At 67.3% G+C, this 16,329-nt stretch carries 13 protein-coding genes; 11 read left to right on the plus strand and 2 right to left on the minus strand.

All coding sequences use genetic code 11. The features are described from left to right. Nucleotides 1-206 precede the first annotated feature (206 nt). From Q9246_RS22340 to Q9246_RS22385, 10 genes are all read left to right on the plus strand, one after another. Nucleotides 207-1,985 (plus strand): YbhB/YbcL family Raf kinase inhibitor-like protein, encoded by a 1,779-nt coding sequence (locus Q9246_RS22340; RefSeq protein WP_306393142.1) that lies wholly within the window; start codon nt 207-209, stop codon nt 1,983-1,985. 245 nt (nt 1,986-2,230) lie between these two features. Then, entirely contained in the window at nt 2,231-3,499 is a 1,269-nt protein-coding gene (locus tag Q9246_RS22345; protein ID WP_306393144.1) for an efflux RND transporter periplasmic adaptor subunit, read from the plus strand. Nucleotides 3,500-3,525: 26 nt separating this feature from the next. Further along, on the plus strand, nt 3,526-4,239 hold the full coding sequence (locus Q9246_RS22350; RefSeq protein ID WP_306393146.1) for an ABC transporter ATP-binding protein: 714 nt from the start codon (nt 3,526-3,528) through the stop codon (nt 4,237-4,239). Between the two features lie 9 nt (nt 4,240-4,248). Then, entirely contained in the window at nt 4,249-5,559 is a 1,311-nt protein-coding gene (locus Q9246_RS22355) for an ABC transporter permease (protein WP_306393148.1), read from the plus strand. An 18-nt stretch (nt 5,560-5,577) separates the two neighbouring features. Next, a complete protein-coding gene (locus Q9246_RS22360) occupies nt 5,578-6,810 on the plus strand; it encodes an ABC transporter permease (protein WP_306393149.1) in 1,233 nt (410 codons plus the stop codon). Between the two features lie 25 nt (nt 6,811-6,835). After that, nucleotides 6,836-8,698, plus strand: coding sequence for a M61 family metallopeptidase (locus Q9246_RS22365; protein ID WP_306393151.1), 1,863 nt, complete (start codon nt 6,836-6,838; stop codon nt 8,696-8,698). 38 nt (nt 8,699-8,736) lie between these two features. Next, nucleotides 8,737-10,068, plus strand: a complete 1,332-nt coding sequence (locus Q9246_RS22370) for a sigma-54-dependent transcriptional regulator (protein WP_306393153.1) — start codon at nt 8,737-8,739, stop codon at nt 10,066-10,068. Beyond that, a complete protein-coding gene (locus Q9246_RS22375) occupies nt 10,065-11,432 on the plus strand; it encodes a sensor histidine kinase (protein ID WP_306393154.1) in 1,368 nt (455 codons plus the stop codon). Before Q9246_RS22370 ends, Q9246_RS22375 begins: the two co-directional genes overlap by 4 nt. Before the next feature lie 9 nt (nt 11,433-11,441). Further along, the gene (locus Q9246_RS22380; protein ID WP_306393155.1) at nt 11,442-12,041 is read left to right on the plus strand and encodes a glutathione S-transferase family protein; all 600 of its coding nucleotides are present in this window, start codon (nt 11,442-11,444) and stop codon (nt 12,039-12,041) included. A 43-nt stretch (nt 12,042-12,084) separates the two neighbouring features. After that, nucleotides 12,085-12,855: a spermine/spermidine synthase domain-containing protein gene (locus Q9246_RS22385; protein ID WP_306393157.1), complete on the plus strand. Its 771-nt coding sequence runs from the start codon at nt 12,085-12,087 to the stop codon at nt 12,853-12,855. Here Q9246_RS22385 and Q9246_RS22390 read toward each other — a convergent pair. Next, on the minus strand, nt 12,818-13,327 hold the full coding sequence (locus tag Q9246_RS22390; protein ID WP_306393158.1) for a hypothetical protein: 510 nt from the start codon (nt 13,325-13,327) through the stop codon (nt 12,818-12,820). The genes Q9246_RS22385 and Q9246_RS22390 overlap by 38 nt on opposite strands. Further along, complete coding sequence (locus Q9246_RS22395; RefSeq protein ID WP_306393159.1) at nt 13,328-13,525, minus strand: hypothetical protein; 198 nt, start codon at nt 13,523-13,525, stop codon at nt 13,328-13,330. Between the two features lie 361 nt (nt 13,526-13,886). On the opposite strand from Q9246_RS22395, the gene Q9246_RS22400 reads away from it, so the two are divergent. Next, complete coding sequence (locus tag Q9246_RS22400; protein WP_306393160.1) at nt 13,887-16,310, plus strand: TonB-dependent receptor plug domain-containing protein; 2,424 nt, start codon at nt 13,887-13,889, stop codon at nt 16,308-16,310. Nucleotides 16,311-16,329: the final 19 nt, after the last annotated feature.

The raw sequence follows: 16,329 nt of genomic DNA on the forward strand, positions 1-16,329 counted from the left end.
ACCGGCGGCGCCGGGTGCCAGTCCAATATGTGACTGGATTGGCAACTTGCAAGATAGAAAACATTCTTTCCAAGAAATTACCCTGAGCGCATATGCACGCTTGAATCGGACAACGTACGTTTCCACACATACCGCGTTCCAAATCACTGGCACGATCTCCTGCGCAAGGCTCCCGACAACGACATCCAAGAAAGGCAGGCCCTCCAATGAAACGCGCTTCGCTCGCAGCCGCGCTATGCCTGGCGTTCGGCTCCGCCACCGCCCAGCAGGGCGACGGCACCATGTTCTCCACCAAGATCAACGTCTGGAAACCCAACAAGTTGGAGGCCACGCCGGAGCGCATCGCCGCCCTGAAGGCGCCGCCGGGCTTCACGGTCAGCGCCTTCGCGACCGGCCTCAAGAACGCGCGCATCCTTGCGGTGGCGCCGAACGGCGACGTCTACGTGAGCCGGCGCGACCAGGGCGACGTGCTGCTGCTGCGTGACGCCAACGGCGACGGCCGCGCCGACGGCGCAGCGATCACCGTGGCCAACCGCGCCGGCGCCCACGGCCTGGCGATCCGCGACAACAAGCTGTACCTGGTCACGGTCAAGGAACTGTTCGTGGCCGACATCAAGGGCGACGGCCGCCTGGGCGAACTGAAGATGCTGATCGGCGACCTGCCGGATTCGGGCCAGCACCCCAATCGCACCATGGCCTTCGGCCCGGACGGCATGCTGTACCTGAGCGTCGGCAGCACCTGCAACACCTGCAACGAGAGCAATGTGGAAAACGCCACCATCCTGCGCATTTCCCCGGACGGCAAGAGCCGCAGCATCTTTGCCAGCGGCCTGCGCAACACGATCGGCTTCGGCTGGCATCCGACCACGGGCGAATTGTGGGGCTTCGACCATGGCATCGACTTCCTGGGCGACGACGTCCAGCCCGAAGAGATCAACAAGATCGAACTCGGTAAACAATATGGCTGGCCTCATGTGTACGGGGCCGGCGAGATCTACCCGCAAAGCACGCCGCAGGGCGAGATCTCCAAGGAGCAGTGGAAGGCGCGCAGCACGCCGATGGTGCTGGGCTATACCGCCCACGCGGCGCCGATGCAGTGGGTATGGGGCGCCGGCAGCGCCTTCCCGGCGGAGTATCAGGGCGACGCTTTCGTGACCATGCGCGGTTCGTGGAACCGGGTGCCGGCGTCGGGCTACGAGATCGTACGCGTGCGGTACGAGAACGGCCAGCCGAAGTCGGTCGAGCCGTTCGTCACCGGCTTCCTGACGGACGGTGGCAAGACCCATATCGCGCGCCCGGTCGGGCTGGCGCTGGCCAAGGATGGCTCGCTGCTGATGGCGGACGATGCCAATGGCGTCATCTACCGTATCGCCCACAGCGGCGCCAAGTCGGCCGCGGCGACGCCGCCGAAGGCACCGGCCGGCCCCATGGAACAGCAGGCCAACAAGGGCAACAACGTCCCGCTGGCGAACAAGCGACCCGAGACGGACGCCAAGGGCCAGCTCAGCGTGTCGTCGTCGAGCTTCGCCAGCAACGCCATGATGGACGACCGCTACACCGAGTACGCGGACGGCGTTTCGCCGGCGCTGGCGTGGAAAGCCGTGGCGGGCGCCAAGTCGTACGCCATCATCATGGAAGACCCGGACGCCAAGCCGGTTACCCCCTTCGTGCATTGGGTGATGTGGAACATCCCGGCCAATATCACCAGCGTGCCGGAAGGCGTGCAGGAGCAGGCGCGCCTGTCCGATCCGGACGGTGTGCTGCAGGGCCGCACCACGCGCGGCGCGCCCGGCTACTACGGTCCCAAGCCGCCCGTCGGCGAGCCGGCGCACCGCTACCACTTCCAGGTCTATGCGCTGGACAGGATGCTCGACGTGCCGTTCGGCGCCGACCGCGACCAGGTGCTGCAGGCGATGAAGGGCCATGTGCTGGCCAAGGGTGAAATCGTCGGCAAGTACGGGCAAAAGCAGCAGCCGCAGAAGTGAGCTGACGTTCGCTACTGCCACTGCATATGCACGTCGTTCCCGCGCAGGCGGGAACGACGTGTTAATGGTGGTGGCACATGCGGACAGCCCTTCCCTCGCGGCTATGCCCGCGTACGTCCGCGTAAAGACCGGACGGACGCCGCGGACAGCGTTGTCCGTCCGGACACCTCTTTATGAATCAATGACTTAAACGCTGGCACGGATCATGCATTAACGACAGGAAACCCGTCGTTACTGGACACCACATGATCCGCGATACATCCCAACAAGACGCCGTCGTCACCCCGCCGGCCAGCCACAAGATCAAGCGCCGCGCGCTGCTGATCGGCGGCGCCGCCGCCCTGGTCGCCGTCAGCGCCAGCCTGTACGCCGCCTGGAGCGGCAGCGAGCAATCCGTCTCCGCCAGCCGCGTGCGCATCGCCGAAGTCGGCCGCGGCACCCTGGTGCGCGACGCCGCCGTCAACGGCCGCGTGGTGGCCGCCGTCAGCCCGACCCTGTATTCCACCGCCCCCGCCACCGTCAACCTGAAGGTCGCCGCCGGCGACACGGTGAAAAAGGGCGACGTGCTGGCGGTGCTGGAATCGCCCGACCTGACCGATGCACTCAAGCGCGAAGTCTCGACCTACGAGCAGCTCAAGGCCGAAGTGGCGCGCCAGCAGATCCTGGCCAGCAAGCAGAAGCTGCTGGCCAAGCGCGAGGCCGACACCGCCGAGATCGAACGCCTGTCGGCTCAGCGCACCGTGGAGCGCTACGACAGCGTGGGCGTGGTCGGCATCATCGCCAAGATCGACTACCAGAAAGCCCAGGATGCGCTGAACTCGGCCGGCATCCGCGCCAGGCATGCGGCGCAAGCCGCCGCGCTCGAAGGCGACGACGTCCAGCTGGCGATCCGCACCAAGACCAATGAGATGGAACGCGCGCGCCTGTCGATGGCCAATGCCCAGCGCCGGGTCGACGAACTGACCGTGCGCGCGCCGGTCGACGGTTTCATCGGCACCCTGAACGTCCAGAACCGCATGGTGGTCATCGCCAATGCGCCGCTGATGACGCTGGTCGACCTGTCCAAGCTCGAAGTCGAGGTCGAGGTGCCCGAGACCTATGCCGGCGACCTGGGCCTGGGCATGAGCGCCGAGATCACCCTGCCCACCGGCCGCGCCACCGGCAAGCTGTCGGCGCTGTCGCCCGAAGTGGTCAAGAACCAGGTGCTGGCGCGGGTGCGCTTCGACGGCGAACAGCCCAAGGGCCTGCGCCAGAGCCAGCGCGTGAGCGCGCGCCTTTTGATCGAGGAAAAGCCGAACGTGCTGATGGTGCAGCGCGGCCCGTTCCTGGAAAACGAAGGCGGACGCCACGCCTACGTAGTGCGCGATGGGATCGCCGTGCGCACGCCGATCCAGGTCGGCGCCACCAGCATCTCGGCGGTCGAGATCCTGTCCGGCCTGAAGCCGGGCGACAAGGTGGTGGTGGCCGGCACCGACGCCTTCGACAATGCCAACACCGTATCGATCAACCAGTAATCGCCATCCAATTCGAGGAGCCATCCATGCTGCGCATGACCAACCTGAGCAAGGTGTACCGCACCCACATGATCGAGACCCACGCGCTGCGCGGCTTCGAGATCCACGTCCGGCAGGGCGAATTCGTCACCGTGACCGGTCCGTCCGGCTCGGGCAAGACCAGCTTCCTGAACATCGCAGGCCTGCTCGAGGAATTTACCTCGGGCGAATACGTGCTCGACGGCGTCAATGTACAAGGCCTGGACGACGCGGCCCGCTCGCGCCTGCGCAACGAAAAGCTGGGCTTCATCTTCCAGGGCTTCAACCTGATCCCCGACCTGAACCTGTTCGACAACGTCGACGTGCCACTGCGCTATCGCGGCTTCAATGCGCGCGAACGCAAGGAGCGCATCGAGGACGCGCTATCCAAGGTCGGCCTGGCCTCGCGCATGAAGCATTACCCGGCCGAGCTGTCGGGCGGCCAGCAGCAGCGCGTGGCGATCGCGCGCGCGCTGGCCGGCAGTCCCAAGCTGTTGCTGGCCGACGAACCGACCGGTAACCTCGATACGCAGATGGCGCGCGGCGTGATGGAGCTGCTCGAAGAAATCAATGCCGCCGGCACCACCATCCTGATGGTGACCCACGACCCCGAGCTGGCGGTGCGCACCCACCGCAACGTGCACATCATCGACGGCCAGGTGTCCGACCTGGTGCGGCGCGCGCCGACGCTGGTGGATGAGCACAACCAGGCAACCGCATAAGGAGCGGCCATGTTCGGCTATTACTTCAAGCTCGGCGTGCGCAGCCTGCGCCGCAACCGCTATCTCACCGCGCTGATGGTGCTGACCCTGGCCATCGGCGTGGCGGCCAGCGTGTCGACGCTCACCATCCTGCACGTGATGTCGGGCGACCCGATTCCGTCGAAGAGCGACCGCCTGTTCGTGCCGCAGTTCGACATCGGCCAGAAGGACGACTACATCCCCGGCGCCGACCCCGACGATCTGCAGATGACCTACAAGGATGCGGTCAACATGCTCAGGAGTGGCCAGGGCGAGCGGCGCACGGCGGTGTTCGGCATCGCCTTGCCGGTCGAACCGCCGCGCAGCGACATTCCTGCCTTCCGCGCCATCGGCCTGGCGCCGACGCGCGATTTCTTCGCCATGTTCGACGTGCCGTTCCTGCACGGGCAGGCATGGAGCGAGCAGGACGATGCGCGCGGCGCCAACGTCGTGGTGCTGGGCCGCGAGATCGCCGAAAAGCTGTTCGGCACGGCCAGCCCGGTCGGCAAGTCGCTGCGGGTCGGCGGCCAGCCCTTCACCGTGGCCGGGGTGATCGACAACTGGGCGCCGGTCACGCGCTATTACAAGCTGGTGGGCGGCGGACGTGCATCGACCGGCGAGGAAATCATGATTCCCTTCTCCACCGCGATCGCCCAGGAGCTGAGCGTGTACGGCAGCCTCAGTTGCAGTGCCTCGCGCGACGCCGGCTTCGCCGGCCTGCTGGCGTCGGAGTGCACCTGGATCCAGTTCTGGTTCGAGACGCGGTCCAGCCTCGATCGCGCCGAGCTGCAGAACTTCATCGACAACTATGCCAGCGAGCAGCGCAAGCTCGGACGCCTGCAGCGCGCCGCGCCGAACATGCTGTACGACGTCATGGGATGGATGGAAAAGCAGAAGGTCGTCGGCAACGATACCCGCCTGTCGGCCTGGCTGGCCTTCGGTTTCCTGGTCCTGTGCCTGGTGAATACCATCGGCCTGCTGCTGGCGAAATTCTCGGTGCGCGCCTCCGAAGTCGGCATCCGGCGCGCGCTGGGCGCCTCGCGCCGCGACATCTTCGGCCAGTTCCTGGTCGAATCCGGCGTGATCGGCCTGGCCGGCGGCGTGATGGGACTCGCATTGGCGTTCGGCGCCCTGGCCCTGATCGGCATGCAGAGCGACGCCACGGCGGCCGCGGCGCGCATGGACTGGCAGATGCTGGCGCTGACCTTCGTGATGTCGGTCGCCGCTGCCGTGGTCGCGGGCCTGCTGCCGACCTGGCGCGCCTGCCAGGTCACGCCCGCCATCCAGCTCAAATCACAATAAGCTCCTGGGAGAAGCATCATGGAAATCCGCCCGATTCTATCGAGCCTGCTGCGCAACAAGACCGGCCCGATCCTGGTCGCGATGCAGGTCGCGCTCAGCCTGGCGATCCTGGCCAATGCCCTGCACGTGGTCAACGAGCGGCGCACGGTCGCCGCGCGGCCGTCCGGCATGCAGGACGAAACCGCCGTATTCCACCTCGCCGTGCGCAGCCTGAAGACGGACACGCCCGAGCAGATGCTGGCCGACCTCAAGCGCGAACTCGACGTGCTGCGCGCGGTGCCCGGCGTGGTGTCGGCATCGCAGACGTCGCAGATGCCGCTGTCCCGCAGCGGCAACAACAGCAGCATCTCGATCGACCGCCGCCAGCAGCGCGAGAGCGGCTACGCATCCACGTACAGCGCCGACGATGCGCTGGTCAAGACCCTGGGGCTGAAGCTGGTCGAGGGCCGCGATTTCCAGCCGCACGAAGTCCTCGATATCGACGAAACCAAGACCCGCGAACGCCCGCGCATCGCGATCATCAGCAAGCCGATGGGCGACAAGCTGTGGCCCGGCGAATCGGCGGTCGGCAAGACCTTCTACTTCGGCACCGGCGACGGCGCGGAAGAAGTGCAGGTGATCGGCGTCGTCGATCGCCTGCAGACCCCGCACGCGCTGGTGGGCGACGAAGGCGAATTCTCGGTCATCGAGCCGGCGCGCTACTATGGCCTGCCCGGCAACCTGTACGCGGTGCGCGCCGAAACCGGCCAGCGCGACCGCGTGATGAAGGAAGCCGAGGCCGCACTGCGCCAGGCCTCGGCCACGCCCATGCTGCTGCAGGCTCGCACCACCGAAGAAGACCGCCAGCGCCGCTACCGCGCCGATGTGTCGCTGTCGTGGATGCTGATCACGGTGAGCGTGCTGCTGCTGCTGGTAACCTGCAGCGGCATCGTCGGCATGGCCAGCCTGTGGGTGACCCAGCGCCGCAAGCAGATCGGGGTGCGGCGCGCGCTCGGCGCGCGCAAGATCGACATCCTGCGCTACTTCATCGTCGAGAATGTCATGATCACCAGCGGCGGCGTGCTGGGCGGCGTGCTGCTGGGCGTCGGCCTGAACCAGCTATTGGTGAGCAAGCTGGAGATGACGCGCCTGCCGCTGGTGTACCTGGTCGGCGGCGCCTTCCTGTTCTGGGCGATCGGCATCCTCGCGGCCTATGGGCCGGCATGGCGCGCGGCCAGCATCTCGCCGGCGATGGCGACCCGCAGCACCTGATACTGGGGCCCCGATCCTGAACACCATGTCCAACCATGCGGGGTTGCTGGCTGCGGTACTGGTCCTTGCATGCACGCCAGCGCACGCCGAGAAGCAGGCATTTTCCGGCGTCGTGCAACTGGCGGTCGACGCGACCGACGTCGACCGGCAAATCTTCAACGTCCGCCAATCGATCCCCGTCCAGCGCTCCGGCGCGCTGACGCTCCTGTACCCGCAGTGGGAAGTCGGCAGCCATGCGCCGACGGCCAGCGTCACCGAAATGGCGGGCTTGCGGATCCAGGCCGACGGCAAGCCGCTCGCCTGGCGCCGCGATGCACGGGCCCCGCATGCCTTCCACCTGGTCGTGCCGAGTGGCGCACGCGCGATCACGGTCGATTTCCAGTACCTGGCGCCGCAGCGCCAGGCGCTGCTGAAGCCTGACCTGGTCTCGCTGCCCTGGCACCGCCTGTTGCTGTACCCGGCCGGCTGGCCCACCGGCACGATCCCGGTCCGGGTCGCGCTGACAGTGCCGCCAGGGCTGGCGCTGGCCGGCGCGCTCGATGTGGAGCGGCAGGACGGCGGCAAGATCGCCCTGCGCACCACCTCGCTGGAGGCGCTGGTCGATGCGCCGGCCTACGCAGCGCGCCACCGGCGCGTGATTCCGCTGTCGTCACCACAAGGCAAACCGGTGGTACTCGACATCGTCAGCCGCGACCCGCGCGGCCTGGCGGTGCCCGGGGACGAAATCGCGCGCCTGCAGGCGCTGGTCGAGGAGACCGGCCTGGTGTTCGGGCCGGCGCCGTTCCGGCGCTACCATGCGCTCGCAATCCTGGACGACGATACCGCCGGCGGCGGGATCGAGCACCTCGAGCAGGGAGAGAACTTCCTGCCGGCGGATTACTTCACCGCGCTCGACCGGCAACTGCCGAACCGCGACCTGATCGCGCATGAATACGTGCACGCCTGGAACGGACGCTTCCGCCTTCCCGCCGACATGCACGTCGCCGACTACAACACCGCCGTCGACGGCAGCCTGCTGTGGCTGTACGAAGGCCAGACCGAATTATGGGGGCGGATCCTGGCCGCGCGCGCCGGACAGCGCAGCCTGGAACACACGCTCGACCGGCTGGCGATCGATGCCGCGCTGGTGGCGAATCGCAGTGCGCGCGCCTGGAAGACCCTGCGCGACAGCACCAACGACCCGCTGTTCATGTCCGGCCGCCCGGTCGAATGGCGCGACTGGCAGCGCCGCCAGGATTATTACTTCGAAGGCGCCCTGCTCTGGCTGCACGTCGAAGCGCGCCTGCGCGAACTGACCGGCGGCCAGCGCGGCCTGGACGATTTCGCGCGCCGCTTCTTCGCGACCGACGGCCGTCCGGCGCCGGTGCCGTACGACATGGACGAGATCGTGAACACGCTCGATGCCCTGGCGCCGAACGACTGGCGCGCCTTCCTCGACCGCCACCTGGACACCCATGACGACGCCGAAGCGCTGGCCGGCCTGGCGCGCAGCGGCTGGCGCCTGGCCTGGCGCGCCACGCCCAGCGCCAGCTGGCAACAGGAAGAGCAGATCGACGGTGTCAGCAACCTCGATCATTCGATCGGTGTGCAGGTCCGTCGCAACGGCAGCCTGCGCTCGGTGACGTGGGACAGCCCCGCCTTCCGGGTCGGCCTGGCGCCAGGCGCGAAGATCGTGTCGGTCGACGGCGCGCCGTTCGACATCGACCTGCTCGTGCGGCGCGTCGCCGCAGCGCACTCCGCGCCGATCACCCTCGAAGTCGAGGCCCAAGGCCGCCGGCGCAGCGTGGAACTCGATTACCGCGGCACGCTGCGCTACCCGTACATCGAGCGCATTCCCGGCGTCCCCGACCGCCTGACACCCCTGCTCGCCGCCCGCCGCCAGCGCTGACGGCAAATCAATCACGCGCCAATGCTATGCTAGCGACCATGCCCACAGTTCTCATCATCGACGACAACGCCGCTGTCGCCATGGCGCTCGACGTGCTGTTCTCGCTGCACGACATCGCCTCCCTGCGCGCGGCCTCGCCCGAGGAGGGCCTGGCCCTGCTCGCGACAGAACCGGTCGACCTGGTAATCCAGGACATGAACTTCACGGCCGACACCACCTCGGGCGAGGAAGGCGTGGCCCTGTTCCGCGAGATCCGCCTGCGCCATCCCGACCTGCCGGTCATCCTGCTCACCGCCTGGACCCACCTCGATGCGGCGGTCGACCTGGTCAAGCTGGGCGCCGCCGACTACCTGTCCAAGCCGTGGAACGACGAGCGCCTGCTGGCCACGGTCAGCAACCTGATCGAACTGGGCCAGTCCAACCGGCTGCTTGCCAGCCGCCTGCAGCGCGAACGCAAGGCGAAAAGCGAGCTCGAACAGAACTTCGACCTGCGCGGCCTGGTGTGGCAAGACCCGGCTACCGAACGCGTGCTGCACCTGGCCTGCCAGGTGGCGCGCGCCGATGTGCCGGTCTTGATCACGGGCCCGAACGGCACCGGCAAGGAGCGCATCGCCGAGATCATCAAGGCCAATTCGACGGTGGCCGCCGGTCCCTTCGTGGTGCTCAACTGCGGCGCCCTGCCGTCCGAGCTGATCGAGGCCGAGCTGTTCGGCGCCGATGCCGGCGCCTATACCGGCGCCTCGAAGGCGCGCGAAGGCAAGTTCGAGGCGGCCGACGGCGGCACGCTCTTCCTCGATGAGATCGGCAACCTGCCGCTGGCCGGGCAGATGAAACTGCTGCGGGTGCTGGAAACCGGCCGCTTCGAGCGGCTCGGCTCGAACCGCGAGCGGCAGGTGAAGGTGCGCGTGATCAGCGCCACCAATGCCGACCTGGCGGCGATGATCCGCGCCGGGACCTTCCGCGAAGACCTGTTCTACCGCCTGAACGTGATCGAACTGCGCCTGCCGCCTTTGAGCGCCCGTCCAGGCGACATCCTGCCGCTGGCGCGCTCGTTCCTGGCGCCCGGCAAGACCCTGCATCCCGCGAGCGAAGCGGCATTGACGGCCCACGCCTGGCCCGGCAATGTGCGCGAGCTGAAGAACGTGATGGCGCGCGCCAACCTGCTCTCCAGCGGCGACACCATCAAGGTGGCGGACCTCGGCCTGCCGGCCGCCAGCCTGCCGGCCCAGGAGTCGGAGCCCGACCGCGAGGCCATCGTGGGGGCGCTGGCGCGCGCCGGCGGCGTGGTGGCGCAGGCGGCGAACGAGCTTGGCCTGTCGCGCCAGGCGCTGTACCGCCGCATGGAGCGACTAGGGATCGCCCGCCCATGAACCAGGCGCCGGCCAAGACCAGGTTTTCGCTGGTCACGCGCCTGTCGGCGCTGGTCGGCACCCTGCTGGCGCTCGGCATGCTGTCCGCGCTCGGCCTCGACGCTCTGTTCCCAGGCCGGCCGGTACTGGTCGCGGGCCTGTGCCTGCTCGGCCTGCTGCCGGTCGCGATCATCACCCTGCGCACCCAGGTCCAGCCCATCCTGTCGCTGTTTCGCGCGCTGGAAGGCACGGTGGACAGCTACCGCGACGGCGACTTCTCGTTCAGCCTCCACTGGCCGCACAACGACGAGTTGAGCGACCTGATCGCGGCCCACAACCGGCTCGGCGCCGTGCTGCGCGAGCAGCGCCTGGGCCTGGCACAGCGCGAACTGCTGCTCGATTCGATGGTGCAGAACACGCCGGTGGCGATGCTGCTGGTGGCCGATTCCAACGCCCACGCCCAGGACGGCGTCATCGTCTACGCCAACGTCGCCGCGCGCCAGTTGCTGTCGCATGGCCGCAAACTGGAAGGCCATGCGCTGCGCGCGGTGCTCGACGAGGCGACGCCGGCGCTGCGCGACGCACTGGCGCGTGGTGGCGACGGCCTGTTCAACACCGGCGAAGGCGAAAACGAAGAGGTCTACCACCTGGCGCGCAGCACCTTCAACCTTAATGGACGGCGCCACGAGCTGCTGCTGCTGCGCCACCTGACGGTGGAATTGCGGCGCCAGGAAGTGCAGACCTGGAAGAAGGTGATCCGCGTGATCAGCCATGAACTCAACAACTCGCTGGCGCCGCTCGCCTCGCTCGCCCATTCGGGCGCCGAACTGGTGCGGCGCGGCCAGGTCGAGCGCCTGCCGCAGATCCTCTCGACCATCGGCGAGCGTACCCGCCACCTGGAGACCTTCATCCTCGGCTATGCGCGCTTCGCCAAGCTGCCGTCGCCGCGCCTGGAAGCCTGTCCGTGGCCGGAACTGGTCGCGCGCCTGGCCGGCCAGGTCGATTTCAGGGTCGAGGGCGAGCTGCCGCTTGACGCGGCCTGGGTCGACGCCGCCCAGTTCGAGCAGGCGCTCCTGAACCTGCTCAAGAATGCGCACGAATCGGGCTCGAAGCCCGAGGATGTCGTGCTGCAGGTGCGGCGCGTGCAGGACCAGTTGCGCATCGACGTGCTCGATCGCGGCAGCGGCATGAGCGAGACGGTGCTGACCCAGGCCCTGGTGCCCTTCTATTCGACCAAGCGCAGCGGCACCGGCCTGGGGCTGGCGCTGGCGCGCGAGATCGCCGAAGCCCACGGCGGCCGCATCCTGCTCGCTAACCGCGACGGCGGCGGCCTGGCGGTGACGCTGTTCCTGCCGGCGCTGCCGACGCCTTCTCCATCCTCCTGAAAGGACAGCATGCTGACCGTCATCGGCAAGGCCACCTCGATCAATGTACGCAAGGTGCTGTGGACCTGCACCGAACTCGGACTGCCGTTAGTGCGCGAAGACTGGCGCGACGGCCACGCCGCGCTGAACCCGAACCGCATGGTGCCGGTGCTGGTCGACGACGGCTTCGTGCTGTGGGAATCGAACACCATTTGCCGCTACCTGTGCGAGCAGCACGGCGGCGCTGCGCTGCTGCCGCTTGATGCCCAGGCGCGGGCCCGCGTGAGCCAGTGGATGGACTGGCAGGCGACCGAATTGAACACCGCCTGGCGCTACGCCTTCATGGCGCTGGTGCGGGGCAGTCCAGCGCATCGGGACCCGGCGCTGATCGAAGCCGGCGTCGCAGGATGGAACCGCCACGTCGGCCTGCTCGACGCCCACCTGGCGACGCATGGCCCCTGGGTCGCCGGGGAGGATTTCTCGCTGGCCGACATCGTGCTCGGCCTGTCGGTCAACCGCTGGCTGATGACGCCGATGGCGCGGCCCGACTATCCGCACCTGGCGGCCTGGTACGCGCGCCTCGGCGAGCGTCCCGGCTTCGCCGCCTGGTGCGGCAACGGCGTGCCGTGAACGGTCTCTGGTAAGATCGGCTTTGCCTGAAGTCCGTCCCGCCATGCCGCCATCCGCCATCGATCCCCGTTTCGCCCAGCCCGGCCATCCGCCCGCCACCATCGACGAATTCGAGGGCGTGCGCTTCCTGCACCTCGGCACCTCCTGGGTGCAAGGGGCGATGCGCATCGCGAAGCCGGACACGATCGAGCTCGAATACGTGCAGATGATGATGATGTGGACGCTGTTCCAGCGGGCGCCGCGCCATATCGCCCAGCTCGGGCTGGGCAGCGCCGCGCTGACCCGCTTCTGCCACGCGCGCTTTCCGGACGCGCGCGTCACGGCGGTCGAACTCAATCCGAATGTGATCGCGATCTGCCGCGCCCTGTTCGGCCTGCCCGACGACGACGCCCGCCTGACGGTGCGCGAGATGAACGCGCTCGACTTCGTGCTCGACCCGGCCAACCACGGCACGCTCGACGTGCTGCAGGTCGACCTGTACGACCAGGACGCGCGCGGCCCGGTGCTCGATTCGGTCGAGTTCTACCAGGGCTGCCACGATTGCCTGGCGCCGGGCGGCATCATGACCGCCAATGTGTTCGGCGACTACGGCAACTACGACAAGAACTTCCTGCACATGGATCAGGTGTTCGACGCCGTCGTCTGGCTGCCCGAGGTGCACGATGCGAACGTGGTGGTGCTGGCCTTCAAGGATGCGCCCGAGATCGACTTCGCGGTGCTGTACGAACGCGCCGGCGAGATCAGGCGGCGCCTGAACCTGCCGGCCAGGAACTGGGTCAACGGCCTGAAAGAGTGGATGCGCGACCACGCGTGAGTTTATGGCGCGGCGTTGGAGGCTGGCGCCCCGGCCGGTGGCCATCCACGCCCAGCTCCGAAGCCGGTACCGGCGCGCCGAGCACCGCGAACACCGCGCCGCCGGGTTCGCGTTCCAGCGCCAGCACCGGAAACACCCGCTCCAGGTTGGCATACTTGGCCCAGGCCCCGGCGCCGCGCGATTCGGTCGGCGGGATCGACATCGCGGCATAGCCGCGCGCGCCCTCTTCCACCGCCGCGATGCTGCGCACGCGGGCATCGTGCGCTTCTTCGCTGGCGCCTTCGCCGTCGGCGGCATGGGAGCAAAGCACCCGCAGCTGCGCACCGGGCAGCGGATGGTCGTGGATCTTCTGATTGGGAGCGTGCCAGAGCTGCATCAGCACGATGCCGGTCGGCCCGTGGGCGTCCCAGGCGCTTTCGAGGCTGCCGTGATGTTCCAGGCCGTAGCGCTTGCATAGCTGGGTGATATTCATCTAGTCGTTCCGTTGCCGTTGGCGCCGCTCGCCGCGGCGGCGGGCGGCGGGATCCTGGATGGCGCGCAGCAGGATCCCTCGTGAGACATTGCAGCTCTCCAGATACACCAGCCCGGCCGACACGCCGCGCGTCTCGGCCAGGAACAACGCATATTCGGTTGCGAGCGCGGTCCGCTCGTCGATTCGTCGTTGGATCATGATGTGGCTGCCTACGATGTGCGGCGAAAGCGCCGGCTTCAAACCCCATGCTATAGCCCTACGGCAGCGCACCATTGGAAATCTTGTTAAAGAACGTAACAATCCAGCAAACAGTTGCTAGAACATTTCTCAGCAAAAACTTCTTTACGCTCAGCGCATTACCCGACACTCATGAAAATGTTATGAAGAACGATTGTCCGTAGCTTTTTGGAGACGTTTCCTCAAAATTTCACGATCGTATTTACTTAATTCAATTGCTTCGTATTTTCTTTCCAAAACCCATTGCTAAGATCAAATGACACTCGAATGACAGAGTGACATGACAAACATCAACGCAGGGGATATGGGAATGAGAATGAGGATGACCAGGAACACACTGCCGCGCCGCGCCCTGCTGGCGTCGGCCCTGATGGCGGCGCTCGCGCCCGCCGGCGCCCAGCAAACCGACGACGGCATGTCGCAAGTCGTGGTGCTCGGCTCGCGCACCCAGGCCAAGACCGCGCTCGATACCGCGGTCCCGGTAGGCCTGATCAACAGCAAGGACCTGCAAACCGCCGGCACGCTCGAACTGGGCAAGGTGCTGCAAAACCTCGACCCGTCGTTCAACTTCACCTCCACGTTCGTCAGCGACGGCACCGACATCATCCGCCCCGCCACCCTGCGCGGCCTGGGCCCGGACCAGTTGCTGGTGCTCGTCAACGGCAAGCGCCGCCACCAGCAGGCCCTGGTCAACGTGCAGCAGACCATCGGCCGCGGCTCGGCCGGCACCGACATCAATGCGATCCCGCTGTCGGCGATCCAGTCGATCGAAGTGCTGCGCGACGGCGCCGCGGCCCAGTACGGATCCGATGCGATCGCAGGCGTGATCAACATCATCCTCAAGAAGGGCGCCGCCAACGGGTCCCTGAGCGCCAGCGCCGGCACCACCGATGAAGGCGACGGCGACAACTACTCGGCCAGCGCCAACCGCGGCTTCGCGCTGGGCCAGGATGGCGGCTACCTGAACCTGTCGGTCGAGGCGCGCAAGCGCGACGAAACCAACCGCGCCGGTCCCGACACCCTGCGCGTCAACCCGCCTCGCGTCACCCAGCGCCTCGGCGACAGCAATGCCAAGGACTATTACCTGTGGATGAATTCGGCCCTGCCGACCGCCGGCGGCGAGCTGTATGCCTTCGGTGGCGCCTCGAAGCGCAAGGGCGATTCGGGCGGCTTCTTCCGCCCCGCGGAAGACTCGCGCAACGTGCCGGCCGTGTATCCGAACGGCTTCCTGCCGAACATCGTGACCACCGTGCAGGATGCCTCGCTGGCGGTCGGCTACCGCCACGACCTGCCGAACGGCTGGAGCGCGGACGCCAGCGTCAACCACGGCCGCAGCCAGTTGAAATTCCACGAACGGAACTCGATCAACGTCAGCTACTGGTACGAGAACGGCGCGTCGCCGACGTCGGCCGATACCGGCACGCTCAAGTTCGAGCAGACCACCTTCAACCTCGACTTCAAGGGACCGGTGAACGTGCTGGGCGGAGAACTGTTCGTCGCCGCCGGCTTCGAATGGCGGCGCGACAACTACGAGATCGAGGCCGGCGACCCGGTCTCGTACCAGTACGGCCGCACCAATAATCCGGCCATCATCATTCGCGACCAGAACGGCGGCATCGCGGCCTCCGGCATCCAGGGCTTCCCCGGCTATACACCGGCCACCGCGGTCGACGATGGCCGCCACAACACGGCCTATTACCTCGACCTGGAGCGCAGGTTCGGCGACAGCGTCACGCTCGGCGCGGCAGCGCGCCACGAACGTTATTCGGACTTCGGCAACACCACCATCGGCAAGCTGAGCCTGCGCTGGGACCCGAGCCGCACGGTCGGTGTGCGCGCCAGCGCCTCGACCGGCTTCCGGGCGCCGGGCGTGCAACAAAAGTTCTACAGCTCGGTCTCGACCAACCTGAACGCGGCCGGGGTTCTGACCGAAACCCTTACCGCGCGCGAAGACAGCGCCGTCACGCGCGCCTTCGGCATCGCCCCGCTGAAGGAAGAGACCTCGAAGAGCGCCAGCATCGGCATGATCCTGCGCCCGACCCAGGGCTTCTCGGTGACGGCCGACGTGTACCGCACGCAGATCGACGACCGCATCGTCTTCTCGAGCAATATCGCGCCCGAGTCCGGCCCTTGCCCGACGCCGGCCTCCTGCCCGATCCGCTCCATCCTCGATCCGCTGCGCGTGGGCCAGGCCCAGTTCTTCACCAATGCGATCGACACCACCACCACCGGTTTCGACCTGGTGGCGCAGCAGACGATCAAAGGCCAGGGCTCGACCCTGGTGCTGTCGGGCCAGCTGGGCTTCAACAAGACCGAGGTCGACGCCCGCAATTCGCAGTCGCCGGTGCTCACCGGCGCCCAGCTGTTCGACGATGCGCAGGTGACGCTGATCGAACGCGGCCAGCCGCGCAAGCACCACGTGGTGTCGGCCGACTACACCACCGGGCCGTGGAACGTAACCGCCCGCGCCAACTACTTCGGCGAGGTGCAGGGGCAAGGCTTCACGGCGCCGTTCGTGCAGACCTGGGAGGCAAAATGGATCGTCGACCTGACCGGCCGCTATGCCTTCAACAAGCAGCTGTCGCTGTCGGCCGGCGTGAACAACCTGTTCGACACCTATCCGAAGCGCTGGGATCCGGTGCGCGCCGCGCCGTTCCCGCAGATGGGCTTCACGCACTGCTGGGAGACCTGCCCGTTCGGCATGAATGGCCGTTCGGCGTACGTGAAGGCGGACTATACGTTCTGACCCGGGATGGGCCGGTCGC

Source organism: Telluria beijingensis (assembly GCF_030770395.1).
GTDB classification, from domain to species: domain Bacteria; phylum Pseudomonadota; class Gammaproteobacteria; order Burkholderiales; family Burkholderiaceae_D; genus Telluria; species Telluria beijingensis.

What these genes read in the sequence shown, in the direction of transcription:
- Q9246_RS22395 (WP_306393159.1), bottom strand. Translation starts at nt 13,525, where the DNA reads ATGATCCAACGACGAATCGACGAGCGGACCGCGCTCGCAACCGAATAT.
- Q9246_RS22365 (WP_306393151.1), top strand. Translation starts at nt 6,836, where the DNA reads ATGTCCAACCATGCGGGGTTGCTGGCTGCGGTACTGGTCCTTGCATGC.
- Q9246_RS22375 (WP_306393154.1), top strand. Translation starts at nt 10,065, where the DNA reads ATGAACCAGGCGCCGGCCAAGACCAGGTTTTCGCTGGTCACGCGCCTG.
- Q9246_RS22340 (WP_306393142.1), top strand. Translation starts at nt 207, where the DNA reads ATGAAACGCGCTTCGCTCGCAGCCGCGCTATGCCTGGCGTTCGGCTCC.
- Q9246_RS22370 (WP_306393153.1), top strand. Translation starts at nt 8,737, where the DNA reads ATGCCCACAGTTCTCATCATCGACGACAACGCCGCTGTCGCCATGGCG.
- Q9246_RS22385 (WP_306393157.1), top strand. Translation starts at nt 12,085, where the DNA reads ATGCCGCCATCCGCCATCGATCCCCGTTTCGCCCAGCCCGGCCATCCG.
- Q9246_RS22355 (WP_306393148.1), top strand. Translation starts at nt 4,249, where the DNA reads ATGTTCGGCTATTACTTCAAGCTCGGCGTGCGCAGCCTGCGCCGCAAC.
- Q9246_RS22345 (WP_306393144.1), top strand. Translation starts at nt 2,231, where the DNA reads ATGATCCGCGATACATCCCAACAAGACGCCGTCGTCACCCCGCCGGCC.
- Q9246_RS22380 (WP_306393155.1), top strand. Translation starts at nt 11,442, where the DNA reads ATGCTGACCGTCATCGGCAAGGCCACCTCGATCAATGTACGCAAGGTG.
- Q9246_RS22350 (WP_306393146.1), top strand. Translation starts at nt 3,526, where the DNA reads ATGCTGCGCATGACCAACCTGAGCAAGGTGTACCGCACCCACATGATC.
- Q9246_RS22400 (WP_306393160.1), top strand. Translation starts at nt 13,887, where the DNA reads ATGACCAGGAACACACTGCCGCGCCGCGCCCTGCTGGCGTCGGCCCTG.
- Q9246_RS22390 (WP_306393158.1), bottom strand. Translation starts at nt 13,327, where the DNA reads ATGAATATCACCCAGCTATGCAAGCGCTACGGCCTGGAACATCACGGC.
- Q9246_RS22360 (WP_306393149.1), top strand. Translation starts at nt 5,578, where the DNA reads ATGGAAATCCGCCCGATTCTATCGAGCCTGCTGCGCAACAAGACCGGC.